At 62.1% G+C, this 25,930-nt stretch carries 23 protein-coding genes and 1 pseudogene; 8 read left to right on the top strand and 16 right to left on the bottom strand.

Going from position 1 to position 25,930, the window contains the following annotated elements; genetic code table 11:
- Positions 1-42: 42 nt before the first annotated feature.
- The 4 genes from F2P44_RS09835 to F2P44_RS09820 form a co-directional block, all read right to left on the bottom strand.
- Entirely contained in the window at positions 43-477 is a 435-nt protein-coding gene (locus F2P44_RS09835) for a DUF6691 family protein (RefSeq protein ID WP_167086515.1), read from the bottom strand.
- The gene (locus F2P44_RS09830) at positions 477-911 is read right to left on the bottom strand and encodes a YeeE/YedE family protein (protein WP_167086514.1); all 435 of its coding nucleotides are present in this window, start codon (positions 909-911) and stop codon (positions 477-479) included. The genes F2P44_RS09835 and F2P44_RS09830 overlap by 1 nt, the downstream gene beginning before the upstream one ends.
- Positions 892-1,245 (bottom strand): ArsR/SmtB family transcription factor, encoded by a 354-nt coding sequence (locus F2P44_RS09825; RefSeq protein WP_167086513.1) that lies wholly within the window; start codon positions 1,243-1,245, stop codon positions 892-894. Before F2P44_RS09825 ends, F2P44_RS09830 begins: the two co-directional genes overlap by 20 nt.
- Positions 1,246-1,508: 263 nt before the next feature.
- Positions 1,509-1,775, bottom strand: a complete 267-nt coding sequence (locus F2P44_RS09820) for a hypothetical protein (protein WP_167086512.1) — start codon at positions 1,773-1,775, stop codon at positions 1,509-1,511.
- A 182-nt stretch (positions 1,776-1,957) separates the two neighbouring features.
- Here F2P44_RS09820 and F2P44_RS09815 point away from each other — a divergent pair, with 182 nt between their 5' ends.
- A complete protein-coding gene (locus F2P44_RS09815) occupies positions 1,958-2,608 on the top strand; it encodes a hypothetical protein (protein WP_167086511.1) in 651 nt (216 codons plus the stop codon).
- Here the strand turns inward: F2P44_RS09815 and F2P44_RS09810 are convergent.
- The 8 genes from F2P44_RS09810 to F2P44_RS09775 form a co-directional block, all read right to left on the bottom strand.
- The gene (locus F2P44_RS09810; protein ID WP_167086510.1) at positions 2,551-3,252 is read right to left on the bottom strand and encodes an Imm26 family immunity protein; all 702 of its coding nucleotides are present in this window, start codon (positions 3,250-3,252) and stop codon (positions 2,551-2,553) included. The two genes, F2P44_RS09815 and F2P44_RS09810, sit on opposite strands and share 58 nt — an antisense overlap.
- 42 nt (positions 3,253-3,294) lie before the next feature.
- A complete protein-coding gene (locus F2P44_RS09805; RefSeq protein WP_167086509.1) occupies positions 3,295-3,996 on the bottom strand; it encodes an Imm26 family immunity protein in 702 nt (233 codons plus the stop codon).
- A 41-nt stretch (positions 3,997-4,037) separates the two neighbouring features.
- A complete protein-coding gene (locus F2P44_RS09800; protein WP_167086508.1) occupies positions 4,038-8,330 on the bottom strand; it encodes an RHS repeat-associated core domain-containing protein in 4,293 nt (1,430 codons plus the stop codon).
- Between the two features lie 20 nt (positions 8,331-8,350).
- Positions 8,351-8,854, bottom strand: a complete 504-nt coding sequence (locus F2P44_RS09795) for a DcrB-related protein (RefSeq protein ID WP_167086507.1) — start codon at positions 8,852-8,854, stop codon at positions 8,351-8,353.
- Between the two features lie 62 nt (positions 8,855-8,916).
- Positions 8,917-9,723: an ankyrin repeat domain-containing protein gene (locus F2P44_RS09790; RefSeq protein WP_167086506.1), complete on the bottom strand. Its 807-nt coding sequence runs from the start codon at positions 9,721-9,723 to the stop codon at positions 8,917-8,919.
- A 331-nt stretch (positions 9,724-10,054) separates the two neighbouring features.
- Positions 10,055-11,005 (bottom strand): alpha/beta hydrolase family protein, encoded by a 951-nt coding sequence (locus F2P44_RS09785; RefSeq protein ID WP_223165016.1) that lies wholly within the window; start codon positions 11,003-11,005, stop codon positions 10,055-10,057.
- A 208-nt stretch (positions 11,006-11,213) separates the two neighbouring features.
- Positions 11,214-12,806, bottom strand: coding sequence for a GH39 family glycosyl hydrolase (locus F2P44_RS09780; protein ID WP_167086505.1), 1,593 nt, complete (start codon positions 12,804-12,806; stop codon positions 11,214-11,216).
- Positions 12,807-12,831: 25 nt separating this feature from the next.
- Positions 12,832-13,230 carry a hypothetical protein gene (locus F2P44_RS09775; RefSeq protein WP_167086504.1) on the bottom strand — a complete coding sequence of 133 codons (399 nt, stop codon included), beginning with the start codon at positions 13,228-13,230 and terminating at the stop codon, positions 12,832-12,834.
- Here F2P44_RS09775 and F2P44_RS09770 point away from each other — a divergent pair.
- Positions 13,224-14,030, top strand: coding sequence for an SDR family NAD(P)-dependent oxidoreductase (locus tag F2P44_RS09770; RefSeq protein ID WP_167086503.1), 807 nt, complete (start codon positions 13,224-13,226; stop codon positions 14,028-14,030). The genes F2P44_RS09775 and F2P44_RS09770 overlap by 7 nt on opposite strands.
- Before the next feature lie 113 nt (positions 14,031-14,143).
- On the opposite strand, the gene F2P44_RS09765 is transcribed toward F2P44_RS09770, so the two are convergent.
- From F2P44_RS09765 to F2P44_RS09750, 4 genes are all read right to left on the bottom strand, one after another.
- Positions 14,144-15,049, bottom strand: coding sequence for a transporter substrate-binding domain-containing protein (locus F2P44_RS09765; RefSeq protein WP_229423478.1), 906 nt, complete (start codon positions 15,047-15,049; stop codon positions 14,144-14,146).
- A gap of 288 nt (positions 15,050-15,337) precedes the next feature.
- Positions 15,338-16,561, bottom strand: coding sequence for a hypothetical protein (locus F2P44_RS09760; RefSeq protein WP_167086502.1), 1,224 nt, complete (start codon positions 16,559-16,561; stop codon positions 15,338-15,340).
- A gap of 64 nt (positions 16,562-16,625) precedes the next feature.
- Positions 16,626-17,021: a hypothetical protein gene (locus tag F2P44_RS09755; RefSeq protein WP_167086501.1), complete on the bottom strand. Its 396-nt coding sequence runs from the start codon at positions 17,019-17,021 to the stop codon at positions 16,626-16,628.
- Positions 17,022-17,070: 49 nt separating this feature from the next.
- Positions 17,071-17,733, bottom strand: a complete 663-nt coding sequence (locus F2P44_RS09750) for a hypothetical protein (RefSeq protein ID WP_167086500.1) — start codon at positions 17,731-17,733, stop codon at positions 17,071-17,073.
- Positions 17,734-18,121: 388 nt separating this feature from the next.
- On the opposite strand from F2P44_RS09750, the pseudogene F2P44_RS36550 reads away from it, so the two are divergent.
- The 6 genes and pseudogenes from F2P44_RS36550 to F2P44_RS09725 all read left to right on the top strand — a co-directional run.
- Positions 18,122-18,217, top strand: a pseudogene (locus F2P44_RS36550) (4Fe-4S binding protein); the annotation flags it as partial.
- Positions 18,218-18,310: 93 nt separating this feature from the next.
- Positions 18,311-18,844, top strand: a complete 534-nt coding sequence (locus F2P44_RS09745; RefSeq protein WP_167086499.1) for a 4Fe-4S dicluster domain-containing protein — start codon at positions 18,311-18,313, stop codon at positions 18,842-18,844.
- Between the two features lie 4 nt (positions 18,845-18,848).
- Positions 18,849-21,482 carry a molybdopterin-containing oxidoreductase family protein gene (locus F2P44_RS09740; RefSeq protein ID WP_167086498.1) on the top strand — a complete coding sequence of 878 codons (2,634 nt, stop codon included), beginning with the start codon at positions 18,849-18,851 and terminating at the stop codon, positions 21,480-21,482.
- Positions 21,483-21,737: 255 nt separating this feature from the next.
- On the top strand, positions 21,738-23,585 hold the full coding sequence (locus tag F2P44_RS09735) for a type I restriction-modification system subunit M (protein ID WP_167086497.1): 1,848 nt from the start codon (positions 21,738-21,740) through the stop codon (positions 23,583-23,585).
- Positions 23,582-24,979: a restriction endonuclease subunit S gene (locus tag F2P44_RS09730; RefSeq protein WP_167086496.1), complete on the top strand. Its 1,398-nt coding sequence runs from the start codon at positions 23,582-23,584 to the stop codon at positions 24,977-24,979. The genes F2P44_RS09735 and F2P44_RS09730 overlap by 4 nt, the downstream gene beginning before the upstream one ends.
- Positions 24,976-25,914, top strand: coding sequence for a DUF5655 domain-containing protein (locus F2P44_RS09725; RefSeq protein ID WP_167086495.1), 939 nt, complete (start codon positions 24,976-24,978; stop codon positions 25,912-25,914). Before F2P44_RS09730 ends, F2P44_RS09725 begins: the two co-directional genes overlap by 4 nt.
- Positions 25,915-25,930 lie beyond the last annotated feature (16 nt).

Here is a 25,930-nt window from a genome sequence, read left to right as displayed (position 1 = left end):
CCGTGTGCACGAGCGTGCCGGAGGCGCAACGCGTGCTCGTGATTACGGGGCGCGGCGCGCCTTGCGGACCGATTCGATCAATTCAAAGAGCAGCATCCCGCCCACCATCGCCGCCACGAACAGCAAGGCATCGCCGCCGCCCGTCATGAGCGACGCCAGCGCGGGACCGGGGCAGTAGCCGGCCACGCCCCAGCCGGCGCCGAAGGTCAGCGCGCCGATCAGCAGGCGCCGGTCGATCTTGCGCGCGTCGGGCAGGTGCAGCGCTCCGTCCAGCAGTGTGGTTGAGCGCCGGGCCGCGATGCGGAAGGCGATGGCCGCCACCGGAATGGCGCCGGCCATCACCAACGCCAGGGCGGGATTGAAGTCGCCGGCCAGGTCCAGGAAACCGATCACCTTGGCAGGATCGGTCATGCCTGACAGGATCAGGCCAAGGCCGAACACCAGGCCGCTGATGAAGGCTGTGCTGGCGTATTTCATCAGGCGCCCGATCCGGACAGATGGCGCAGCACGAACACGGTTACGAAGCCGGCCAGCATGAAGACGGCGGTCGCGGCCAGCGAGCGGGGCGACAGGCGCGCGATGCCGCACACACCGTGCCCGCTGGTGCAGCCAGCACCGTAGCGGGTGCCCAGTCCGACCAGCAGGCCGCCCACGATCAGGCTCGCCTTGCCGGCCCCGACATGCACCAGGGGCAGGGGAGCGAACAGCGCGAACACCAGCGGGGAGAGGACCAGCCCGAGCAGGAAGGCGATGCGCCAGCCAAGTTCGCTACGCACCGGGCGCAGCAGCCCGCCGAGGATGCCGCTGATGCCGGCGATGCGGCCATTTAGCAACAGGAACATGGCGGCGGCGAGGCCGATCAGGGCGCCCCCCGCCAGCGCGCGGATCAGGTCAGCGTGGAGTGATGGCATCGTCGTGTTGCTCCGGGGTGGGTGAACAGAATTGCTGATACAACACGTCCATGACGGCCGTCGCCTGCGCGCTGCTCAGCGAGTAAAAAATCTGCTTGCCGGCGCGCCGGGTGCTGACCAGTTGCTCGTTGCGCAACACGGTGAGCTGCTGCGACAGTGTCGGCTGGCGAATGCCGGTCAGTTGTTCCAGCTCGCCCACGTTGCGCTCATGGTGAGACAGCTGGCACAGCAACAGCAGGCGGTCGCGGTTGACCAGCACTTTCAGCAGGGCGCAGGCTTTGTCCGCGCCTTCGGTGAAGCGTGCAAGGTCAAACGGATTGTCCGGCTTGGGCATGGCTTGGAAACGTCACTCAATATGTATCTGGATAATATATCACAAGATAAAATATTTTTATATGAGTTGTCCGGAGGGAAGCGTTTTGTGCGCCGCGGCGGTGGCAGCGCGGGAAATGCATCCGGCCGCGAGCGCGGCCGGGGGAACTTATGCGTCTTGCTGTTCCTGCTCCGGCTCAGGGCCGTCGCGGAAGAAGATGGCGACGCGCACGACAAACGCGATGGCGGCCAGGGCGCCCGGGAGATATTCGATCACTTCCATGATCAACCCCGCGCTGCCAGGTTGCGCAGTTCGGCCGCCAGGCTAGGATGCATATGCTGGTAGGCATTCGCCAGGACGATCAGCTTGCGGTGGCTGCGCATGCGCGCACGGTCGTTCTGGGTTGGCTTGAGCGCTACTTCCTGCGTGATGAACTGGCGCTCTTGCGCTGCGAACAGCGCTGCGGCAAAGGCACGCGCCGCATTGCTGACGTCGGTCAGGTAATGGCGGAAGCCTTGGTTCGTCGGTTGGGTGTAGGTGGCGCTGCTCATTTGGAACTCTCCTGGGGATTAAATTGCGTTGTTGCAGTGCAGTATAAGAGAGTCTCAGCTATAAAGAAAATTTCGATTTATGATGCCTCATATCACTGACGTCAATAATGCCAAATTCACGGCTATATGCGTTATTCGCGCCAGTGATGTCGATCGGCAATATGAGGTGTCCGAATATTAATATGAATAAACCGGAAAACGAACGCCGGGGATGGCAGTCCGGGTGGCATGCGCTGTGCTGCCTGTATGGCCCCTTCCACCTAGGATGCATGATGAAGCTTGGAACCTTGAAGCATGTGGCGGCAGGCGTGTCGCAGTCTTTCGTCGGCCGCAATAACGATGTGGGCGGCTACCGGGCGCTCGGCGAGCTGTACAAGGAGGCGAGCGCGCCTGACTACGCCTTTCTGTTGCTATTGCTCGACGGTGTTGCCATACCGTCTACTCGCGGCGCCTCCCAGGTCGCTAAAAATGACGCGGCGTTTTTGCAGCGCGCGCTGGTCAACAAGGGCATCGCGTTGGCGGAGCTTGCGCAAGCGAGCGTGTACATACAGTTCAATGCCGACCTACCCGTCGCTGCGCTCCCCATGCAATGCGGGGGGCGCCCCTTTCGTTTGCACGGTTACCTTGAGAACGGTGCAGGGCAAGTTGGCGGTGGCGAAGGCGTTCGGGCACTGCCTGCGCAACCAGTGGGGCAAATTCTGCGGTCGAGCGGGATAGTGGCTGCCACCCGCCCTCCGTTGATCTGTTCCGCCGCAGGCGACGGAACATGTGCACGCTATTTAGCTGGTTTGCGCGGTGGAACGTGGCTGGCGAGGTGCTGCTCGAACAGATAATCGTCCAGGCCGACGTAGCGCGGCAGTCCTTCCGCCTCGGCCGGGGTGATTGGTGCCGACTTGCCTTCCATATTCTTCCACATCAGCGTGTTCGGGTTGGAACCATAGACATAACGCAAGGCCTTGTATTTCGGACCCAGCACAAAGTCCGGCGTGTGGCCGATAATGCGCCAGTCGCCAATCGAACGCATTTCGAGCAGGGAGTAGCTTTCGATGGGCACCGGCGGCACCAGCCAGGTATCGATCTTGGTGTAATCGAAGACCGGCTGTTCGGCGAAATAATCGAAGATTTCGGCAAACGCACCGACCGAGGCGGCGGCGACCACGCGGCCAAATCCGAAGCGGCCGTCTTCCCGCTTGTACGCAAAAATATCGCCTGGCGTCACCTTGTGCTTCGTTGGCCGCTTGGCGGTTTTCAGGGCAACCTGCTTGACTTCCAGTTCGTCGACGCCGTCGAGGATGGCACTGTCGACGTTGACTTTGAACGCCAGATTCAGGGCGTATTCAAGTTCCTGCAGCGTCGGTTTGCGCGACAAGTCTTCCTGGTACTCGCTGCTGAAATTACGCAGAAAATGCCGTACCGAATCCAGCACGGCATCGCCTACGCTTACTTCCGGATTGTCCGGCGCACTCCACCATCCCATCAATCTCTTCCTATTCAGAAGCTGCACATTTGGCGTATGGACTCATTTTTCCTTCGCGCGGGGCGGGACATGACTGACGATGAATTCGTTAAAGGTGAAATCGTCATAGGAAGAGTATTCCTGCAAGCCTTCGGCTTCAGCAGCGCTGATTGGCGCCTTTTTGCCATAAATATCGATCGCCATTAGCGTGTTCGGGGTGGAACCGTACCGATAACGCAGCGAGTTGAACTTCGGCCCGGGCACGAAATCTGGCGTATGGCCAATGGTGCGCCAATCGCCAATCGAGCGCGTCTCCAGCAGCGCATAGCTTTCAATCGGTACCGGCGGCACAAGCCATTTATCGAGCTTGCTGTAGTCAAATACGGGTTGATCGGAGAAATAGTCAAAGATCTCAGCAAATGCGCCGACGGATGCAAGGCTGACGACGCGGCCAAACCCGAAACGGCCGTCCTCCAGCCGGTATGCAAAAATATCGCCTGGCGTCACTTTATGTTTTTTCGGTCGTTTGGCAGTTTTCAGCGCGACCTGTTTGATCTCCAGTTCGTCAAAGCCGTCGAGGATGTCGCTGTCGACGTTGACTTTGAACGCCAGATTCAGGGCGTATTCAAGTTCCTGAAGGGTCGGCTTTCGCGACAAATCTTCCTGGTATTCGCGGCTGAAATCGCGCAGAAAATGCCGGACCGAGTCCAGTACGGCATCGCCAACGGTTACTTCCGGGTTGTCCGGTGCACTCCACCATCCCATTACACGCTCCTTATTGATAAATGCATTTTCCAACTGGCCGCTCAGCAGCCTCCCGCGCCTTTGCTACCTTTGCTGCCACTGCCATCGGCACTGGCGTCAAGTCGCGCTTTCTCGGCTTTAAATTCGCTTTCAAAATATGCCTGGCGGGTTCGGTCGCGGGTCAAATTATCGTGATCGAATGAGGCAATTTTGTTGCCTCGCTGGTCGTATGTAGTTGCCTTCTTCAGATCGGATCCCACCGTTCCGGTCTTCGTTTCTTTAAATTCTATGTGTGCTTGTTCGATGCCACGAGCTTTACCATACGTAACGTCATCTGCAATCGTCTTCATCGATGCCCCCTTCGGCATGCGGCCGGATTCGCGATGCTCTGTCTTGCGCCGGGCCAGGTCGTCGGTAATGCCGACATAGTATGGCTTGGTGGCACCCGGCGCCCAGAGTTCGTACACGAAGTACCCCGGCGTCGTCTCATGAATCCACCCCAGCGGATCCATCCACCCGCTCGGATTGGGCGCGTAGGCATACAAGTTCGCGCCGCCATCGAGCCCGATCGGGTCCTGGCTGATGTAGCGTCCCACATCCGGATCATAATACCGGAACGTGTTGTAGTGCAGCCCTGTTCCGTGGTCTTCGTACTGTCCCGGAAAGCGCAGCGGCTGGTCGATGCGCGCCACCAGGGCCGCGTCCTCGCCTTCATCGACCTTGCCCCAGGCCTTGTACTTGCCAGCCCAGGCAATCTCGCCGGCGTCGTCGGTCACTTCAAGCGGCGCGCCCACCAGGTCGGTGTGAAAGTGGAACACGCGCGTGCCTTGGCGGGCATTGTCGATCGCCGCCGCCGCCATCGCCCCGCCGATCACCGCATCGATGCGCGCCAGCGGCGTGTAGGCCGCGTCCGGGCTGTACACATAGCTGCTCACGCCACGCTCGCGCACTTCCTGCGCCATGCGCAAGCCTTGCCAGACGAAGCGCTTGCGCTCCGCTTGCGTGATGCCGCGCGTGTCGGTGCGGGTCTCGGTGCTGGCGATGCGCCGGCCCAGCGGGTCGTAGTCGAAGCGCATTTCCACCAGCCCGCGCAAGGATTCGGTGCTGACCTTGATCAGGCGGTCCTCGGCGTCGAAGGTGAACCGCTGCACCTGGTGCGCGCCCTTGCGCTTGGTCGCCACATTGCCCCAGGCATCGTAGTCGAAGCGGATATCCTGCCACACGCGCAGGCGGTTTCCCTCCACCTGGCCGCGGCTCCTGGCGCCGATGTCGTCCAGCAGATTGCCGGCCGCGTCCCACGCGAATTGTTCCTGGCGCTGCTCGGCGCTGCGCGTTTCGCGTTGCAGCTGGCCGGCCGGATCGTACTGGAAGTCGATGCCGCCGCGCAGATTGTCGCGCTGTTCGGCCAGTTCGCCGGCCGGGGTGTAGCGGTAATTGCGCCACAGGCGGCCCTGTTCCTGGCCCACGCTGTCGGCATGCAGGCCGCTCGCCTGCCAGGCGCGCCGTCCGAGCGCGTCGTAGCCCATGCGCTGGGTCAGGCGGCCTTGGGTGCGCTGCACTTCGCGGTGCAGGTCGTCGCGCTCGAAGTCGCTGATGACGTGCTGCTCGCTGCGGATCTGGTGCACATGGCCGGCGCCGTACGTGAGCGTGTCGATGCGTTGCCCGTGCGGCAGGTTCAGCGTGGTCAGGTTATCGAGTTCGTCGAATGCGTAGCCGACCGCGCCCTCGGCGCCGTGTTCGGCCACCAGGCGGCCGGCGTCGTCATAGTCGAAGTTGACCGTGCTGGCCACCACGCCGAGCGCGGCGCCGGCATCGGTCGGCACGCGCGCGCCGCCCAGCAGGCGGTCTTGCTGGTCCCAGGCATAGCGGGTGGTGGCGCTGGCGGTCAGGCGCGCCAGCAGGCGTCCCATCTTGTCGCGCTCGAAGCGGGTGCTGCGGCGCGGCCGTTCGGCTTGCGCCGGCAGCGGCGCGCCGATCTTTTCGATCTCCACCAGGCTGCCCGCCGCGTCGTAGCGCAGCAGGCGCTCCATGCCGTCAGGCCGGATTTCGCGCGCGAGGCGGTCGGCGCTGTCGTATTCGAAGCGGTAATGGGCGTCGCTGCCGGCTTCCATCGCCACCACGCGGCCCTTCACATCGTAGCGATAGCGCAGGCGGCGCTGCGCCGGGTCGATCGCCTCCAGCACCTGGCCGCGCGCATTGCGCACCCATTGGTTGACGCGCTCGGCGCCATAGCGGCGCTCGACCAGGTGGCCGGCCGCGTTGTACTCGAACGCTTCGACGCTGCCGTCGGGCAGGGTGACCCGCACCGGTTCGCCGCTGCGCATGCGCTCGATGCGGGTGCGCTGGCCCATCGGATCGATCGCTTCGGCCAGCAGGCCGTCGGCATCGTACGCGTACTGCGTGGTCTTGCCGGAGCAGTCGGTGTAGGAGGTGAGCAGGCCGCGCCGGTTCCAGGCCAGGAACTTGCGCCCGCCGCGCGCATCGATGCGCAGCACCGGGTAGGGACTGAGGCCGGGCGGGTATTCCTGGCGCGCTTCGCGGCCCAGCGGGTCGGTGCTCGACAGCAGGCGGCCCAGGTAATCGTAATGCGCGCTCCAGCGCTTGCCGTCGGCCGTGGTCAGCTGGCTCACGCGCAGGCTGTTGCCGTCGTAGGCGGTGTGCGTCACGCGCCCGAGCGGGTCGGTCTCGGCGACAATGCGGCCGGTCTGGTCGTATTCGAAGGCGATCGTGCGCTCGCCCGGCAGCTCGATCAGGAGCGGCTGGCCGGCCGCGTTGTAGTGCATGCGGTAGCTGCCGCCATCGAGATCGGTGCAGGCGACGATCTGGAAGTTCTCGTCGTAGACCCAGTGCGCGCTGCGTCCCAGTTCGTCGGTGGCCCAGCTCTGGCGTCCCGCCACGTCGTAGCGGAATTCGGTGTGTTCGCCTTCGCTGGAGCGGCAGGCCACCACCCGCGGCTGGCCTTCGACGACGGCCCAGGTGTAGCTCGATACCAGGCCGAGCGCCGTGGTGTGGCTGGTCATCAGGCCGTCGGCCCAGGTGAACTGGCGCGACAGGTCGCCATTGGCATCGGTGACCGAGAGCAGCTGGCCGGCGCCGTCGTAGCCGTAGCGCACCAGCGGTCCGGGCGTGCCGCCCTCGGTGCATTCGACCATCGTCAGGCGCGCCGGCAGGGCACTGTAGTGCAGGCGCAGTTCCTGGCCGCCGCTGGAGCGGATCGTTTCGACCCGGCCGGCGTCGTCGCGCTGGTAGCTGATCCACTGGGCGCTGCGGTCCTCGACCCGGCGCAGCCAGGCGATGTTGTCGCTGGCCAGGTCGAGGTGGCCGAAGTCGAAGTAGGTTTCGTTGAGGGTGTACAGGATGTACTGGCCGTCGGCGCTGCACGCCAGGTAGCATTGTTCGGATTCGCTGAAGGCCGTGTGCCCCGGCTGCACCAGCGGGAAGCCGGTTTCGCGGCCCTGGCCGTCGCTGTACCAGATCTTGCCGTCGCGCTGCTGCAGGCGCAGGTCCCAGGGCAGTACCCAGCCCCGGCCCAAGCTGCCTTCCCAAGTCAGGTTGCTGGCGTAAAAGCGCGCGCCGGCCAGGGGCAGGGGGCTTTGCACGACAAAGTCGATTTCATCCTGCGCCAGCAGGATCTTGCGGCCGGTGGCCACCTCCACCGGTTTGCCGAACAAGCCGCCCATGACGCGGCTGACGACCGGCGAGATGACATAGCGTCCCACCGCTTCGCCGATGATGAAGCCGCCGATGAATTTGGCCGCGCACGGCAGCAGCGCCTTCGATAGCCCGCCGGCCGCCTTGACCAGCCCCGCCAGGCCGCCCACCAGGCCGGCCAGCGCGAAGGCCCAGTCGACCGTGGTGCGCAGCCAGGCCGGGACTTCGTCGGCCACTTCCTTGTAACGCACGGTGCCGCCGCCGATGAACACATTGTCCGAGCCGCCGTCGATCTTGGCGCCGCAGACGATGGTGTCGCTCTTGCGCGCCGCCGGCAGGCTGTTGATGAAGACGTTGCCGGAGCCGTCGGCCACCACCGGCGCCGGCGGGTGCATGCTGCAGGCGACGGTGCTGACGGTGGCGTAGGCCGACGCCAGGCTATTGGCGAACACGTTCATCGAGCCGGTGGCGATGACCCCGGCCGGCGACGAGAACATCTTGCCGATGCTCTCGCTGAGCGAAAGGATGGCGCTCGCCCCGACGCCGGCCGCCAGGCCCGCCAGCAGGGCCACGCCGAAGCCGCAGGTGAAGGTGGCAAAGGCGACGGCGGCGATGAGAGCGATGCCGATGATCGCGCCGACCAGAAAACCGGCCAGTGCGCTGGTGTGGGAAATGGGGTCGGTAATGCGGGCGGCTTCGAACATGGCGGCGTTCCGTTGGGTTTTTACGCGTCGGTTGAGCTAAGGTCCCCGCTGGTGCTGGCGGGCGGTGCAAAACTGTCGAGCCAATTGCGCCACAGGGTATCAAAACGCTCGTCGAACGGACGCGCGGTGGCGGCGGTGAGGATCAGCGCGCGTTTCGGTCCGATCAAAAAAGCGGCCTGGCGCTGGCGTATCGTCTGGGGCCCGTTCTTGTACTGTGCGTCGATCCGTTCGCCCAGCATGTCCGGCTGGTGCGCGCCAAGGCGCTCTTGCGTGCGCTCGAGCAGCTTGTGGCCGGCCAGGCGCGCCTTGAGCAGGCCAAGCTGGCGGTCGACATAGGTGGCGAGGGTTTCGCCTTCGGCCAGCCAGTCGCGCGCGATGCTCAGGTTGGGCTGGTTTTGCAGGTCGGCCGGTACGAAGATATTGGTGGTGTTGTCCTGGTAGCCTGGGGGTAGGCCGATGCTGCCTTCGTGGATGCCGACCCGGGGTGCCGGGTCCGTGCTGTTTGCTGCGGTGTTGTCGCTCATGTGCTGGTTCCGTTTTCTGAGAAAAAAGTGATTGGCAATGGGGGCGTCGGCAGGGACTGGCCCTACTTGGTCGAGTAGCGCGGCGGCGCGGCGTTATCGGCGCAGTGCGGCGGACGCTGGCCGATGCAGCGCTCCAGCATGGCGACAATGCCGGGCAGGGCGCGCCGCCGCGCGATGGCCAGCGCGTTCTCGCCGCGCGCGTTGCGCAGGGCCGGGTCGGCGCCCTGGTCGACCAGGAAAGCGGTCAGGTCATGGTTGCCGGCTTCGATGGCCAGCATCAGCGGGGTGTTCGCTTGCGGCCCGGCCAGGTCGATCGCGGCGCCGCCCTTGAGCATCATGTCGGCCAGCGCGGTTTGCGCGCGCGTGTCCGCCGTGTGGACGCTGTTGGCCAGCAGGTGCAGGCCGGTATTGCCATGGTCGTCGCGCTGGCGCGCATCGGCGCCGCGTTCGAGCAGGGCGCTCGCGGCCGGCCAGCGGCTGCTGGCCAGCGCCGCGTGCAGGGCGCTGCCACCCTGGGCGCCACGCGGCGCATCGAGCACCGCGCCGGCCTGGTGCAGCATGTGGAGGGCGTCCACATCGCCGCTGGCCGCCGCCGCGATCAGCGGCGTGATGCCGCCATGGCAGGAATTCGGATTGTCACCGGCATCCAGGATTTTTTTCAGCGCCGCGTGGCGCTCCTTGCCGAGGGCGCCAAAGATGCGTGGCGCGCGGGCCGGCGGCCGGTCGGCGGCCTGGCGTTTGTCGGCGCTGTCGGCGCTGGCGGGACAGCGCTGGAGCGCCGATGGCTGGTTGGGCAACGGCGCTGCCCAGGCCAGTGGCAAACCCGGCACGCAGGCAGCCAGCACGGCGGCACGGAGAGCTTTATTCATTTCCGGGCAACGAACAGGGTTTTTTTGGCATGCATGGCGATGGCGTTTTCCAGGTCGGCAAGCGATTTGATCTTGCTCGATATATGTTAAATATAAAAAAAACAAGATGATTCTAGCAAATCATGTCATCGCAGACAATTCATACCGTACTTTCCTGCTCATCAGCATGCTTGCCGCGCTCAAGCATACGCATGAGCCGGCTCCGGCGGCACTGAATGCCATGCCGACCTGTTTGCTAAACAGCCGGGAGCTGCGGTCAACGTCGTGGCATGTGGCAAACAGCCCGATCTGGTGCCTGCTCATGAGGGCCGCGTTGCCCGCGTGGCGCTGCCTAGCGCGGCGCCATTTGCGCGGGGGATAGCGTGATATTGGTGGCCGGCCCGGTGTCGAGGAGAATTTTCTGCGCGATCTGCTTGTTCGCCGGAGCCAGCACGTTGAAGTGATTGGCGCCGTGTACCGGAATGAAGCGGATATGCTGGTTGCGCGTGGCGCTGCGCATGGCCAGCAGCGAGTCGATATTGCCTCCCGCGCCTTCGATCACGAATACCGGCGAGCGCACCGATTCGAGCCAGCGCCCGGGTGAGCGCAGCGCCGCTTCGCGCGGATTGGCCGGATTGAAGCCGGTGAAGCGTCCGCCATAGCCATCGATGTCTTCAACCGGGCCAAAGGCAAAGACGGCGCGAAAGCGCGTCGAGATTTCGGCTGTGAGCAGCGCCAGGGTGCCGCCGGTACTGTGTCCACCGAGGTAAATCCGGTCGGGATCGACGTACGCTTGCCTGGCCAGGTAGCTTGCGGCGGCCAGCACATCGTCGACTTCACCGAGGAAGCCTTCGCGCACGCCGGGATTGTCGTTGCCGCCGCGCAGAGACGGGAACATCATGATGATGCCCGCCTTGCGATAGGCGCTCGCGGTCTGGTCGTTGCTGTCCGGCCCTGGTTGCCACAGCGCGTCGATGCTGTTGGAGTCGCCGCCGGTGATCCAGATGATGGCCGGATGCTTTTTGCCGTCGCGCGGGTCGGGCGTCAGATACGCGCCGAGTTTGCCGGGCGCGGCATCGTAGCTCACCAGCTTGAAGACCTCGGCCGGCGGCGCCGGGATGGGCGGCTGCGCGGGCATTTTGCGCACCAGCGTGGTCCGGAATCCCTTGCGCGCGTCGGCAAGGTCGCCGCTCTCGGCGGATTTGGCCGGACGGACGGGCTGGGACTGCGCAGCGGCGTGCAGCTGGACGCCAAAAGCAGCCGCCAGGGCCAGCATCAGCGCGGGTAAACGGAGGGAATTCATGGTGAGTCCTTTGGTGACGCCACGGCGGCGTCGACATGCATGGCGGAAAGGTGCGCGGCGGGGAACAGCGTACGCGCTCGGGAGCGCTGCATGGACTGCGGATGGTGAACCCACCCGTGTCCTGCGGCGCAGCAACCTTTGCAATATAGAAAAACTTTGAAGGCCTGGCAAGGGTTTTAGTGCGACGCGGGCGGGATGGGCAGGCGTTTCAGTGAACAGTCCGGCGTGGGGCCGGTTTGCCGGCACTGAGCTCCAGCAGGACCACATCGTTTTCGCGCAGAGGCAGTTGCATGCTGAAGCGGCCATCGGCACCCACGCGCACCGTTCTTTGCTCGTCCGGCTTGCCGCTGGCGAGCGATGCCAGGGCAGCGACCTGGCTTTTCCCCAGCTGTTTCGGCGAGCCCATGCCGATGTAGGCGGTAAACGCATCGTTGCGCTTGTAGCCGACCGTGGAGAGCGTCACCTGGTAGTTGCCGGCTTTCAGTCCGCGCATGGTGACGGCGACCTGGCCTTTGTCCCTGGGTGGCAGGTCCTTGATGAAATACTGCTGGTTATTGACGCCTTCCGGAAGCGTGTGTGTGTAATCCCACAGCAGCAGCTGGACCTTGCCCTGTTTGTCGGTGGTGGCGAACGATTGGCTGTCGCTGTTTTTCAGCGCGGCCGGGGCCAGCCGGTTGAGGAACTGGTAGGCAAAATAGGCGGGCTTCTTGATTCCCTGGGTATTCATCAGGCCAAAGCCGCCGTGAAAGGCTTCCATGCGTGGCCCGGCTTCTTCAAAAATATCGGTGAACACCCAGTACGACATCGATTGCGCCGCGCCGCCGACCTGCTTGAGCTTTTGCAGGATGTACGTAGCCTGGTGGTAGCTGTCGTGCGTGGGGTCGGCCGGCGTGTACGACGAACTCCATTCGGTGTAATGCAGTTCCAGCCCCGGCATGGCCGATGCCGCGATTTGCTGGCGATTCCTGAGGACGTCGGCGCTGACCGCATCGCCATCCTTGCTGAGCACGGTGCCAGTGGTGCCGTATTCGTCCAGGAAGCCTTGATTGACGCCGTAAGTGTGGGTGCTGACGAAATCGAGCGGGACCGCATTGCTGGCGCAGTAAGCGATCATTTCCGGTATCCATGCGGCGCCGGCGGTGGCGGGGCCGCCCACCTTGTAATTGGCGCCCACACGCTTGATCGCGCGCGCGGCATGGCTGTAGAGCTTGAAGTAGTCGTCCTGCGAACCGGCCCAGAAGCCGTCCAGGTTCGGTTCGTTCCACACTTCAAAGTACCAGCTGGCCACTTCGCGCGCGCCGTAGCGCTCGGTGAAATGTTCGGTCAGGGCGCTGATCAGGCGTTCCCAGGCGGCATAGTCTTTAGGCGGTGTCACGTTGCCGCGCCACCAGAAAACGGTTTTGTCGCCGCTGACCATCTGCGACGGCATGAAGCCCAGTTCGACGAAGGGTTTGACGCCGATGCTCAGCAGGTAATCGTAGAGCGCGTCGACGTACTGGAAGTTGTATTGTTCCTTGCCTTGCGCGTCGACCCGGTACACGGCCATGTCGTCGGAGAGCAGGCCGTGCATGCGGATATATTTGAAACCCGCATCGCGCTTGACCTGGGCCAGCTGCTGCTGCCAGTCGGCGCGCAATCCTTCGTTGGCGCGGCCGGCGCCGATGGAAAAATTGAAAGCCGGGTCGAAACGGCCCGCGATGGCCTTGGTATCGATGTCGATCACGCGCGTTTGTGCCTGGCTTGCCAGCGGCACGGCCAGCATGGCACTCAGCAGGGCAATGCCGATCTTCTTTGGACTCATGTGTCGTTCTCCGCGCAAGCAAGGATCAAGGTGTCCTGCATTCTGGAAGAGGGACGCTGGCGCCGCAATCGTGAAAACTGCGTTTGCGCGTTATGAAATCCGCCAGCGGCAGCCGCCACGCATCGATGCCAGGACCGCATGACGCCGGCAATTGGCACAGCGCCGGCACCCCGGCGCCGCGCATTTCCGCTGACGGCGTGCACCGGAAATGAAAACGATATATGATGATTATCATGCAGGCGAAATCGCACAAAGGCACGGCCCCTAGCCACTGCGCCTTCTTCTTCGCCACGCTAAAGCAGTTTTCGTCGATTGCCGATGAGTTTGTTCGGCAGTTTTTTTGAATATAAATATGATGATCGTCATATTTTGTGCCCTGGCGTCGCATCCCGCCACGCTCAACAAAAAGGAAATACCATGTCAAGCACTTCCCGAAAAATCGCAGTGGTGACCGGCGCTTCGTCGGGCATCGGCGCCATCTACGCCGACCGCCTGGCACAACGCGGCTATGACCTGGTCCTGGTGGCCCGCCGCGCGGATCGCCTGCGTGCGCTGGCGGCCACGATTGCGGCCGCGCATGGCGTGCAGGTCGAGCCGCTGAGCGCCGACCTGGGCACCGAAGCGGGGCAGGAGAGCGTTGCCCACTTGCTCGCCACCAACCCGGCGATCAGCGTGCTGGTCAATAACGCCGGCGTTGCACGGCTGACGCCGATTGAAGGCAGCAGCGTTGCCGATCTGTCCTCCCAGGTCGCGCTGAACATCACGGCGCTGGCCCGGCTGACGCACGCGGCCCTGCCCGGTTTCAAGCTGCGCAATGAGGGAACGATCATCAACATCGCGTCCGTGCTGGGGCTGCACTCGCTGGCCATCAGTTCGGTCTACAGCGGGACCAAGGCATTCGTGGTGGCATTCACTCGCGGCCTGGAGCAAGAGCTGGCCGGCACCGGCGTCAAGGTCCAGGCAGTGCTGCCGGCGGCCACCGCCACCGAGCTGTGGGACCCGTCCGGCGTTCCCTTGTCGGCGCTGGCGCCGGAGACCGTCATGCAGGCCGATGCCATGGTCGACGCCGCCCTGTTCGCGCTCGACCAGGGCGAGAGCCTGACCATGCCGTCGGTGGCGGAAGCGGATTTGATCGAACGCTACGAGGCGGCCCGGGTCGCCCTGTTCGGCGCCTCGCAAACCGGCACCGTCGCGCCGCGCCTGCGCGGTCCGCTCGCGCATTGATCTGCGCCCCCTTGTCCTGAAGGGCGCCGGTCCGTGGCGGGCCAAGGGATGATCGCGGCGGGAGGGGCCTCGACATCGGGTTCGACCGGGAGGCCCGCTTGCCGGCGCTGCGCTTATTTTCCGGTCAGGGGATTGAACCAGAGTTCGGTGCGCGACAGCGGCGTTTCCGGCGTCAGGCGCGGATTGGGCAGCCTGATGACGCGCCGCTGCTTCATTGCCGCGCGGGCGATGATGTCGCCTTTGTATTGCTGGAACAGGGTGTTGAGCGTGCCGTCGCGGATCATCATTTCCATGCCCGCCTCGATGCGCTGCGCCAGCAGCATGCCTTGCGCGTCGCGCCGCAGAAAGAAATAGCGGGGCAGCGGATAGTGCAGCAGCAGTGTCGGTTCGATCGCGATCTGCCGGTATTGATCGCGGCGTTCATCGAATTCGCGCAGGGCTTCGTCGGCGGAGCGCGAGAAAAAATCGAAGCGTCCGGCCTCCAGCATGGCGAACAGGCCGGCGTAGTTGCTGCCCTCGACCACGCTGATGCCCGCGCTTTGCAAGACCGGGATGTCGGCCCAGCCCTGGCCCAGGCCGGCGCGCAGCGGGCGCAGGTCGGCCACCGTTTTCACTTGTGCAAAACGGGGCCGCTCGTCCTGGCGGATCAGCAGCAGGCGGTAGCCGAGCAGGCCGCGGTCGACCGGCAGCCGGACCGGCAGGAATTGTTTTTCCAGTTCAGGCGAGCTGGCGCGCACGAACACATTGATGCGGCCGGATGCCATCGACATTTCCTGGACGATGCGGGACGGCGACATCGCCACCGGCGACTGGCGCTGCCCGAATGCGCCGAAGCCGGGCGCGGTCTTTTCCATCGCCGCGCGCAGCACCGCCCAGTCGTAGTCGTAGCGGCTGTCGATGCCATCGCTGGAGAGCGGATAGGTCAGCTCGGTGGCGGCCCGGGCAGGGCAGGCGAGCGCCAGCGATGCCACCAGCATGCGGAAAACGCCCGGCAAGCGATTGGTGATCGTGCGCATCATGGGTTGGGTTGGTCTGGCGAAACAATGAGTGTGCCATGCCGGCGCGTGCGCGGCCAAGTGTGGCGAGCGCCACTGGTGCGATAACAACGGATCGCCAACGCCCGGGGGCCTGGAACGGCGTGTCAGGCGCGCCGCCCTCTCGTCAGGGCAACAGTTTGCGCGTGCCCGCCGTGCTGATGCCGTCCACGTGCCTGCATGCTGGCGCAATCTTGGTAATGTCGTCAGCCGGGACCCCTGAACGCTCGAACGCCGTCGTCGCATGGCGCTGATGGCGCACCCGTGCGTTTTTCAGGCTAACTGGCGTTTCAGCACCTGCCCGACGAACTCACCGCCCCGGCTTGCTGCAATCAAGGCCTGCACATCCACCTTGACCACGCTCTCATTGACGCCCGCAGCGCCGGCCGCCGCCATCATGGCCGCGTACGCGTCCAGGACGTCGATACTCGTGATGTCATAGCCCCATCCATTGGCGATGCCGCGCAGCGCGGTCATGCCTGCCGCCATCGCAAACTGCGGCCGCTCGGCCGCGAAGTCCCTGGCGGCGCGGATGAGCGTGCGCGGGTCTGACGGGCTGCGGTTCGCCAGTTCAATGGCCAGCTCGAAGAAGCCGGCATCCTTGGCCGCGGCAAACCATTTGCCCTCCTGGCCCGGCTGGCTCGCGATCAGGTCACGCAAGACGGTCTCCTTTGGCTTGCCCGGGTATTTCTTGACGATCGCCTTGAAGGTGGCCAGATTGGTTGTTGCGTACGTCGCGTCGATCGCGTAGCGCGCATATGCCTCATCCGCCAACCCGGACTCCAGCAACACACCCTCGCAGAACGCGGCAATGGCCGTCAGCGGCGCGTTCAGTCCCTTCGCGTCTTCGGCATAGCGGATGGCCTCCACGCCCTTGCCAGCTGCAGCCAGGGCCTTGGCGCCCCACACTCTGTTGTGCCACGACTTGTACTGGTACTCGGACTTCTCGATCAAGGCGAGCAGTTCATCGTGGCGGCCTGCCGCGAACAGCGCGCCCAGGCACGCTGGCGTGCCCTTGAAGTAGCCAAACTCGCCCGTGCGCGCAGAGTGGTCCCACATTGCCGTCAACGTCGGCGACAGATGGTCAGCCCAGCTGGATGCAATTTCCGGCGACGCGCACAGCTCGCCCCAGAACTCCACGAGGTATTCAAGGTAGGGTATGTCGTCTTCCTGGACCGCCTCCCAGAGCCGGTCGAGCCATTTCCCGCGCGCCGCACGGCTGACGTCCGCCTTGGCGATGATTGGTACCAGGGTCTCGATGGCGCGATTGACGGCCGAGCCGATGCGGCCCGAGCTGCTGTCAACCTGTTCGATGGCCGGCGCCAGCTTCTCCAGGAACAGCACGGCGCCTTCGGCCGCCAGCAGAGGCTCCTTCCTGGCCAGCGCCTTGATTTCGGCGAGCGCTTCCTTGATGCGTTGGATCGGGGTGTCTGATTTCCATCCGAACGCGTTGCGGCGGAAACGTGAGGAGAACTGAAATTTGTATGCTGTAGCCATTGGTCGAAACTTGCCTGTGAAGTTGTCTTGTATATTCGTCTTGGGAGAATAGAATATAAACGATTTACTTTATTTTATGCTCGACGATGCCATCGACTTTCCTTGGAGCGGTGAGCAGCTCCACGATGTCCCCGAACACCTTCTCCAGGCTCTTGTTGCCGAGTGAGTTGGTCGGATACGCTGGGCGGCCGGGTCCCTTCTGGCTGTTGTAGAGCGTAATGATCGCCGCCTTGGTCCAGCGCTTCTTGAATGTGAGGGGCGAGAAGACCATATGCTCCGGAAACAGGGAGAACGCTTCGACGGTCGCGTCGATGACGTCGCGTGGCGCCATGTCTGCGAAAGTGATGGTTGCCAGCTGCTTTTCGCACGCTGCCCACGACTTGGCGCCAATCAGTCCGCTGCCGGTGTCGATGACGATGGGGAAACGGGGCTTTCGAAACAAAAAATTCATTGCGGCCATGGGATTTTCGGAGGGGCTGTTGTGAAGAGTTGGACGGGGTAGGAGAACGTCAGGTCACGAGCATGTCCAGCGCAATACGTTGCGCATCGTTGGCGACGTTGCGCGCGACTTCGACATACCATGAGCGGTCGCAGATCACAAAATCCGCAATCGCTCGTTCCACTGTCGGCGCGAATTCCTCTGGCGACGAGGCCTTGGCCAAGCACCTGAAATACGCTGGTAGCGCGGCACGCCAATCGACCCCGACGTCCAACGAGCTGCCATCGTTGGCAAAGAACAGTACGTCATCGTTGCCTTTGTCGATGTGGCTGAGCAGCCCAAAGAGGAGTTCGAAGCTGTTGCCTACTTCCGAAGGCGCTTCCCGGTCGGCAGCGCGGATGCACTGATGCAGCAGTCGGTGGCATTCGGCGATGAAAGCATCCGTGCCTGCGGACTGTTCCTGCCTGCCGCGGTTGTTGATCTCGACGGTTTCGTAGTAATTCCCAGCCATGGCGGCATCGTAAAATGCCCGCACGTCCTGTGGCAGCGATACCGGTGCATTGCCCGATTCGGAGGAGCGTGCCGTGAGCCGCACAACATCGTTCAGTAAGGTACTCAGTTGCGCCGCCGGCACCAGTTCGACGGCGCGTTCGGCAATAATCAAGAGACTGCCGCGGTTGAGGGCGCGCAGCTCGGCGCGCACCGCAGTGAAGTCAATCGGATGTTCGGTCATGCTGGTATTTCCTTCAAATCGGTTGGCCAAGGCGTGCACATGGATATCGGCGCTTTTTGATGCAACATATCAGCACGGATTTTACTTGATTGCGATTGCGCTCTTGCCGATAAATTCGCGTGCTGGCGTGGCGTGGCGCGGCGCTGACGACGGCCATGTTCGCCGGCGCCGTGGTGCTCTCGCCGATTTGGGGGATTCTGCTTGGGAACGGTAAAGTGGCTGTCCATTGACATACATACGATGACGAGTTTTTACATACCAATGAATCATCGTGCCTTGTCGTCTTTTATCTGGCCGGTTGCCGACCTGCGGCTGACATCAGACAGCAGCGCGTGCTCATGGCTGGGCGTAGGCTGTTGTGGTTAAATGAGGCACTTACCCGATTGGAATGAAGATGACCGCACATACCGCAACCGCTCCCAAATGGGGCATGGCGCTTGACCTGGAACGCTGCATCGGATGCCACGCCTGCTCCGTCGCTTGCAAAGTCGAAAATTCAGTTCCACTCGGAAATTTTCGCACCAAAGTGTATTACTACGACTTCACTGCCATCAATCCCTTCAACAAGAAGGAAACAATGAAGCGGGCTTTTTTGCCCACCTTGTGCATGCAGTGCGAGGATGCGCCCTGCCTGAGTGCCTGCGAGCAGGACGCGATCACGCGCGACCTTGATGGCATCGTGCGCATCAACGACGACAAGTGCGACGGCGATCGCTCCTGCATCAAAGCCTGCCCTTACGGTGCGATCCACCAGGATCCGGTGACCAAATTGGCCGACAAATGCGACTTTTGCTCGCACCGGCTGGAAGCGGACCTGCTGCCCGCCTGCGTGGAAGTGTGTCCGGCCGATGTATTCGCCTTCGGCGACCTGAACGATCCGGCCAGCCGCATCAACGCGTTCAACCAGCGGCACGGCAAGGAACTGTCGGTGCTCAAGCCTGAAGAGAAGACCAGGCCGGCCGTCAAATACCGCGGCATCGGCACGGTCGCCCCGCGCGCGATGGAAAAGAAAATCCCCAAGGGCCACAATCACGATCCGTTTTCGTATGAAGTCGATACCTGGAGCCAGTTGCAATCGACCTTTGCCCGTGCCCCCGTGAAGAAAGGCTGAGAACATGGACCGCAGATCATTCATCAGGAACGGCATCGGATCGATGGCCACGCTCGGCGTGGGCGAGCTTATTCTCCTTAATCCGTCGCCCGCGCAGGCCATGGCATACCGGCCGGTGGCGGACGGCAAGCAGCGCAAGATCAAGAACAAGAACAACTACAAGACGGCCACGCGCGTCACCAGCGTATGCCTCAATTGTTCCACGGTGTGCGGCATTGAAGGCTTTGTGCAAGATAACAAGGTGATCAAGATCCGTGGCAATCCGCTCGACCCGAACATGGGCAGCCACATGACGTGCGCCAAGGGCCAGTCCGGCCCCACCGTCAACGATTATCCGGAGCGCTTGCTGTACCCGCTCAAGCGCGCCGGCGAGCGCGGTTCGGGCCTGTGGAAGCGTATCACCTGGGAAGAAGCGTATGAAGACATCGCGCGCCGCATTCGCGCCAGTGTCGATGCCGGCCACCCGGAACGCGTGTGCATCCACCAGGGCCGCTCGCGCATCGAGGCGGAGATCGGCCGCTTCCTCGACGCCATCGGCACCCCGGTATTGCTCAATCACCGCGCGATCTGTTCGTCGAACAAGCGCGCGGCCAATTACGTGTCGCTCGGCGAGACGGACTGGGAATCGATCGATGCCGAACGCTGCACATACTTCCTGAACTTCGGCGCCAATTTTTATGAAGCGCACCAGGGCGGGCTGCATTTGGTCTCGCGCGTGGTCAAGGCCCGCTACGACCACGGGGCCAAACTGGTCACCTTCGATGTGAGGCTGTCCAACACGGCCGGGCGCAGCGACGAATGGCACCAGCCGTTCCCCGGCACGGAAGGTGCCATTGCGCTGGCGATGGCGCACGTGATCGTGCGCGAGAACGAAGTCGATCATGATTTTCTGGACAAATTCGTGCAGCCGGGGCTCGACACCATCCGCGCCTGGCTGGCGCCGTGTACGCCGACGTGGGCGGAAAAGCTGTCGGGCGTGGCGGCGGCCGACATTACCCGGCTGGCGCTGGAATTCGCGCGCAAGCGGCCGGCGGTGGCCGCGTTCACCAACCGTGGCACGGGCGCGCACTACAACGGGTTTAATGCCGAGCGTGCGGTGGTCATGCTCAATGCCCTGGTGGGCTCGGTCGCCAAGGAGGGCGGCTATTGCTACGGCCTCGATGAAAAGCTGTCGCCGGCGCGCTATCCTGCCCCGGAGCCAAGGCCGCCCAAGCCGACCATCCGGACCGACCTGGAAGACCCGCCGGAGTGGCCGCTGGCCAACCGCTGGCAAAAGATGAAGGTCGGCCAGGTCGTGTTCGATTTTCTGCGCCAGGGGCGCGCCAAGCTGGACGTCTATCTCAGTTATACCATCGCCGCGCCGATGACCTGGCCGGAAGGGCGCAGCACGACCGTCGAGGTGCTCAAGGATGAAAAGCTGATTCCCTTCCACGCCTGTTCGGATGTGGTGTATTCCGAAATGGCGCACTACGCCGACATGATTTTGCCCGATGCGACCTACCTTGAGCGCTGGGGTCTGGATATCCGCAACAACATGGAGCTGCAGCATTTCGTGACCTTGCGCCAGCCGATGGTGAACCCGCCCGGCGCCGCCACCAGCTTTGCCGATGTGCTGTTTGAAGTCGGCAAACGGCTCGGTCCCGAGCAGGCCAAGTACTTCAAGTTCGGCAAGCACGAAGACTTCGTGCGGCATCAGTGCTCGCTGCTGCCGACCAAGGGCGCGGACGGGAAGGTATTCAAGGATGGCTTCGACTATATGAAGCACTATGGCGTGTATGTCGACAGCGCGGCGCCCAAGCCGTACGAGGTGTACCGCAAACCGCTCGCCGCGGCGCTGGTGCAAGGCAGCCGGGTGGACGAGAAAACCCGCGTGATCTACAAGGCCGACGGCAAGGGCAAGGAAAAGGCGATCGGGCTGATGGTGGGCGAGCTGCCCGTGCGCGGCTTTACGACGCCGTCGCGCAAGTTCGAGATTCATGCGCCGGAGGTGGCGATGGTGGCTGCGACGATCGGCATGGTTGACGACGGGCTGCCGACCTTTCATCAGGTTCCATCGCACGTGGGCCTGGCGGCCGATCGCTTGATCCTGACCACGTTCAAATGGAATGTGCACACGCAGGGCAGGACGGCGGCGCAGAAGTACCTGGCCGAGATCGTGCATGACAATCCCATGTGGATTCATGCGGCGACCGCGAAAAAGCTGGGCATCAAGAGCGGCGACACGGTGGAACTGACCACCTACCGGCCGCTCAGCGGCGCGGCGGGGGACAAGGCGTACCGGGGCATGAGGGAGGTGGTGGGCTCGGCGCGGGTGAAGGCGTTTGTCACGAAAGGCATTCATCCAAGGGTGGTGGCGGTGTCCAATTCGCTGGGCTGGATCACCGGCGGGCGCTCTTGCGAGGGTGAGCGCGGGCGGCGGGTGGAGGTGGCGGCCAGGGGGCTCGCGCCCGATGCGGCGCAAGCGTTCGGGCCGGCGCCGGCGGTCGACGACCTGGAGTTCGGCTTATGGTGGGACGAGAAGCATGGCGGACGCGGGAGCGGGGTGAATATCAATGCGATTTTGCCGATCAATCCGCAGCCTTTGGTGGGGATGCAGGCGTGGTTTGATACGGTTTGTTCAATCCGGAAAGTCGTCTGAGGAAAAAACGTCGAATAGCGCTGTTTGCCATGGCACTCGGGGAGGCTGATGTTCGTAAGTGCCCATACGTGACGAGTGTCAGCGTATGGGGCCGCCTGAAATGATCTTATTGTTTGGCGGTGAACCGCTTTTGCTTGCGGCGCGCGGTCAGCAATACTGCTATGCCTGCAGCCGGCATCTGGCAGCTTTCTCATTCGTCGAGGCGCACGGAAGTGGTAAAGTCGCTGTTTTAGACGATCCAACCACTAGCTGCCAATGAATCATCAAGCCTTGTCGTCCTTTATCTGGTCGGTTGCCGACCTCTTGCGAGGCGACTATAAACAGTCGGAATACGGTCGCGTCATTCTCCCATTCACCGTGCTGCGCCGGCTGGACTGCGTTTTGGAATCGACCAAGGCCGCTGTATTGGCCGAGTTCAGTGCCAAGACAAAGGCCGGGCTGAATCCTGAGCCATTCCTGCTGCGTAAGGCTGGCCAAAGCTTCTACAACACGTCGCCATTGGACTTGGTGAAGCTGCTGGGCGACCAGGACCACATCCGCCAGAATCTCTACGCATACGTCCAGGCGTTTTCTCCGGCCGCGCGCGACATTTTCGAACGCTTCGATTTTTACACGCAGGTGGAACGCTTGGCCAAGGCGAATCTGCTCTACCTCGTCACCGAAAAATTCTCCAATATCGACTTGCATCCCGACGTAGTCGACAATGGCAGCATGGGCCTCGTGTTCGAGGAACTGATTCGCAAATTTGCCGAAATCTCGAATGAGACAGCCGGTGAGCACTTTACCCCGCGCGAGGTCATCCGCCTGATGGTGAACCTGCTGTTCATCGAGGACGACGATGTGCTTACCCCCGGTAGCGCCGTGGTGCGCACCATCTACGACCCGACTGCCGGCACTGGCGGCATGCTGTCGATTGCCGGCGAATATCTGCTGGAACACAACCCGCAGGCGCGGCTGACCATGTTTGGCCAAGAGCTCAACGACGAGTCCTTTGCCATCTGCAAGGCGGACATGCTCATCAAGGGCCAGCCGGTGGAGAACATCATCGTCGGCAACACGCTCAGCGAGGACGGCCACAGCGGGCGCAAGTTCGACTACATGCTCTCCAATCCGCCCTTCGGCGTGGAATGGAAAAAGGTCGAGAAGGCTGTGCGTCAGGAGCACGAGAGCAAGGGCTTCGATGGACGCTTTGGTCCTGGCCTGCCGCGCGTTTCCGACGGTTCCATGCTTTTTCTGATGCACCTGCTATCGAAGATGACTCCCGTCGTCAACGGCGAGGGCGGTAGTCGTTTCGGTATCGTGCTTAATGGCTCTCCGCTCTTCACGGGCGGGGCCGGCAGCGGCGAGAGCGAAATTCGCCGCTACGTGTTGGAGAACGACCTGGTGGAAGCCATTGTCGGGCTGCCGACCGACATGTTCTACAACACCGGGATCGCCACCTACGTTTGGATTTTGTCCAACAAGAAGCCGGCCGACCGCAAGGGTCAGGTACAGCTTATCGACGCCAGCGGCTTTTGGCAGAAGATGCGGAAAACCCTGGGCAGCAAACGTAAAGAGATGAACGATGCCCATATTGCTATGGTCACACGCCTGTTCGGCGACTTCACGGAAGGTGAGCTCGTCACTACGTTCGATGTCGCCGGGACCGTTATTGGCGAGCCGCAGATTGTCACCGGTACCGATAGCATGCCCGTCGTGCCAGAAGGCGGAAAGCTCAAGCGCGTACCCATTTCGCGCATCTTCCGTAATGAAGAATTTGGCTACACCACGATCACCGTTGAGCGCCCGCTTAGAGACGAGGCTGGCAACCCGATGCTGGGCGTGAAGGGCAAGCAGAAGGGCAAGGTCCAGTCTGACAGCGTGTTACGTGACACCGAAAACGTGCCACTGACGGAGGATATCCAGGCTTACTTCGAGCGCGAGGTGCTGCCCCATGCGCCCGATGCCTGGATTGACGAGGAGAAGAGCAAAGTCGGTTATGAGATTTCGTTTAATCGCCACTTCTACGTGTTCGAGCCGCCGCGTAGCCTGCACGCCATCGACGAAGAGCTCAAAATCGTTACAGCCAACATCATGAAGATGTTAGAGGAGCTGGCGGAATGAGTTTGCCAAGATATGGGGAGTACAAGAAGAGCGAACTTAGTTGGCTTGGATTGGTACCTGCGCACTGGCCCATCAAGCGGATTCGCTACGTCGCTGATCTTAATCCCTCAAAGTCAGAGCTAGCTGGGTACAATCGAAACACAGTGGTGTCCTTCTTGCCAATGGAGGCGATCGGAGACGATGGCTCACTCAACCTTGACCGGACGCGTACCATCGCTGAAGTTGAGGTTGGCTACACATACTTCCGAGATGGTGATGTCACGCTGGCCAAAATCACGCCCTGCTTTGAAAACGGTAAGGGAGCACTTATCCAGGGTCTTCGAGAAGGAATTGGTTTCGGCACAACTGAGCTTATCGTGGCTCGTCCAAAGTCATCGGAAGTGCTAGGTCCTATGTTGAACTGGATTTTCCGGTCCCCAGGCTTTCGCAATCAAGGGGAGGCGAGCATGTATGGCGCTGGTGGGCAAAAGCGGGTACCTGACAACTTTCTTCGGGATTTTGCGTGGCCGTTTCCGCCCATCAATGAGCAAATCGCGATCATAGCTTTCCTCGACCGTGAAACCGCCAAGATCGACACACTGATTGCCGAGCAGCGAAAGCTTATTGCCGTGCTGGCTGAAAAGCGCGAAGCCACCGTCTCGCAAGCCGTTACCAAAGGTCTTAACGCTAACGCCCCTAGGAAAAATTCCGGCGTAGCGTGGCTAGGGGAGGTGCCATCGCACTGGGAGGTTGTACGGATAAAGCGCGTTATCGCATCAATTGAGCAAGGGTGGAGCCCGCAATGTGAGAATTTCCCCATCAGCTTACCCGATGAGTGGGGTGTACTGAAAGTTGGCTGCGTAAATGGTGGAGTATTTCGACCGATGGAGAACAAGAAGCTTCCGCCTGGGCTTGAACCAGTCCCAGCCTATTCGCTAAAGCGTGGCGATTTATTGATTTCTAGGGCAAATACCCGTGAGTTGGTCGGTAGCGCGGCAGCGGTCGGAACGGACTTCGATAATTTGATGCTGTGCGACAAGCTATATCGCCTGAGACTGGACAACGCACGTTGTACTCCGTTTTACTTGGCAGCCTACCTTGGAACCCCCCAGGCAAGGTCGCAAATTGAATTGGATGCCACGGGAGCCAGTAGCTCAATGCTTAATATCGGTCAGTCTGCAATCTTGGACCTGCTAGCGCCGATGCCAAGCGTTAAAGAACAAAACGAAATTCGGGAATTTTTACGAACTGAAACGGAACGGCTTGACACTCTTAATGTTGTCGCGGAACGGGCAATTGTGCTATTGAAGGAGCGCCGTAGTGCCCTCATCGCCGCCGCTGTCACAGGGCAAATCGATGTGCGTGGCGTCATGTCACCAGCGCTAATCGAACACCCGGAGGTTCTTGCTGCATGAGTGATATCCAGTTGTTTCGCCTGCACGGTACCAGCACCGTCACGGAACTCGCCAGCCAATCCGCTCCGCTCGAAAAGACTCTGCAAACGCTCATTGAGGGCCACATGGAAACATTCCTAGGGATGCGCTTCCTAGCCAGCGAATACGTTACCGGCAAGACGCACAGAGGTCGCATCGACTCGTTGGGCCTGGATGAGAATGGATTTCCGGTCATCGTCGAGTATAAACGCCACAGCACCGAGAATGTCATCAACCAAGGCCTGTTCTACCTGGACTGGCTGCTGGACCATCAGGCGGAATTTCGCTGGCTGGTGATGGAAAAGCTCGGCAAGGACACGGCCGAGCACATCGAATGGGAGGGCACCCGGTTGCTGTGCATTGCGGCTGATTTCACCCGCTATGACCAATACGCGGTGCAACAGATCCCGCGCAATATCGAGCTCATTCGCTACAAACTGTTCGGTGACGACCTCTTGTTGTTGGAGTTGGTCAATGCGCAAAGCGTGCCGGACGCCACCGCCGTGAAGCGGACACCGACCACTAGCCCACCAGCCGAGCCGAACGCTCCCAAGTCGACTGGAAAAGACAAGTCGCTGACCGAGCAATTGGCGCTGGCCACGCCAGAGATTCGCGCACTCTACGAGCAGACCACCTCGCTCCTGCTATCACTGGGCGACGACGTGCAGCAAAAGGCGCTCAAGCTCTACACCGCTTTCCGCCGGCTCAAGAACTTCGCTTGTGTCATCGTTTTTCCGAGCCGTCTGCTTCTGATACTCAAGCTCAACCCGGCCACGGTCGCTTTCGAAGAAAACTTCAGCCGCGACATCAGCCAGGTGGGCCATTGGGGTACTGGTGACGTAGAGCTATGCGTGCGCAATACTGCCGACTTGAAGCGTGCCCAAGCGCTGCTGGAGCGCAGCTACGCCGAGAATTAAGCGGTAGCAAAGGAGC

This window comes from Massilia frigida, from assembly GCF_011682175.1.
Taxonomy (GTDB): Bacteria; Pseudomonadota; Gammaproteobacteria; order Burkholderiales; family Burkholderiaceae_D; genus Telluria_A; species Telluria_A frigida.
Note: the sequence above shows the minus strand (reverse complement) of the source record. Positions and strands in the feature narration are given on the sequence as shown.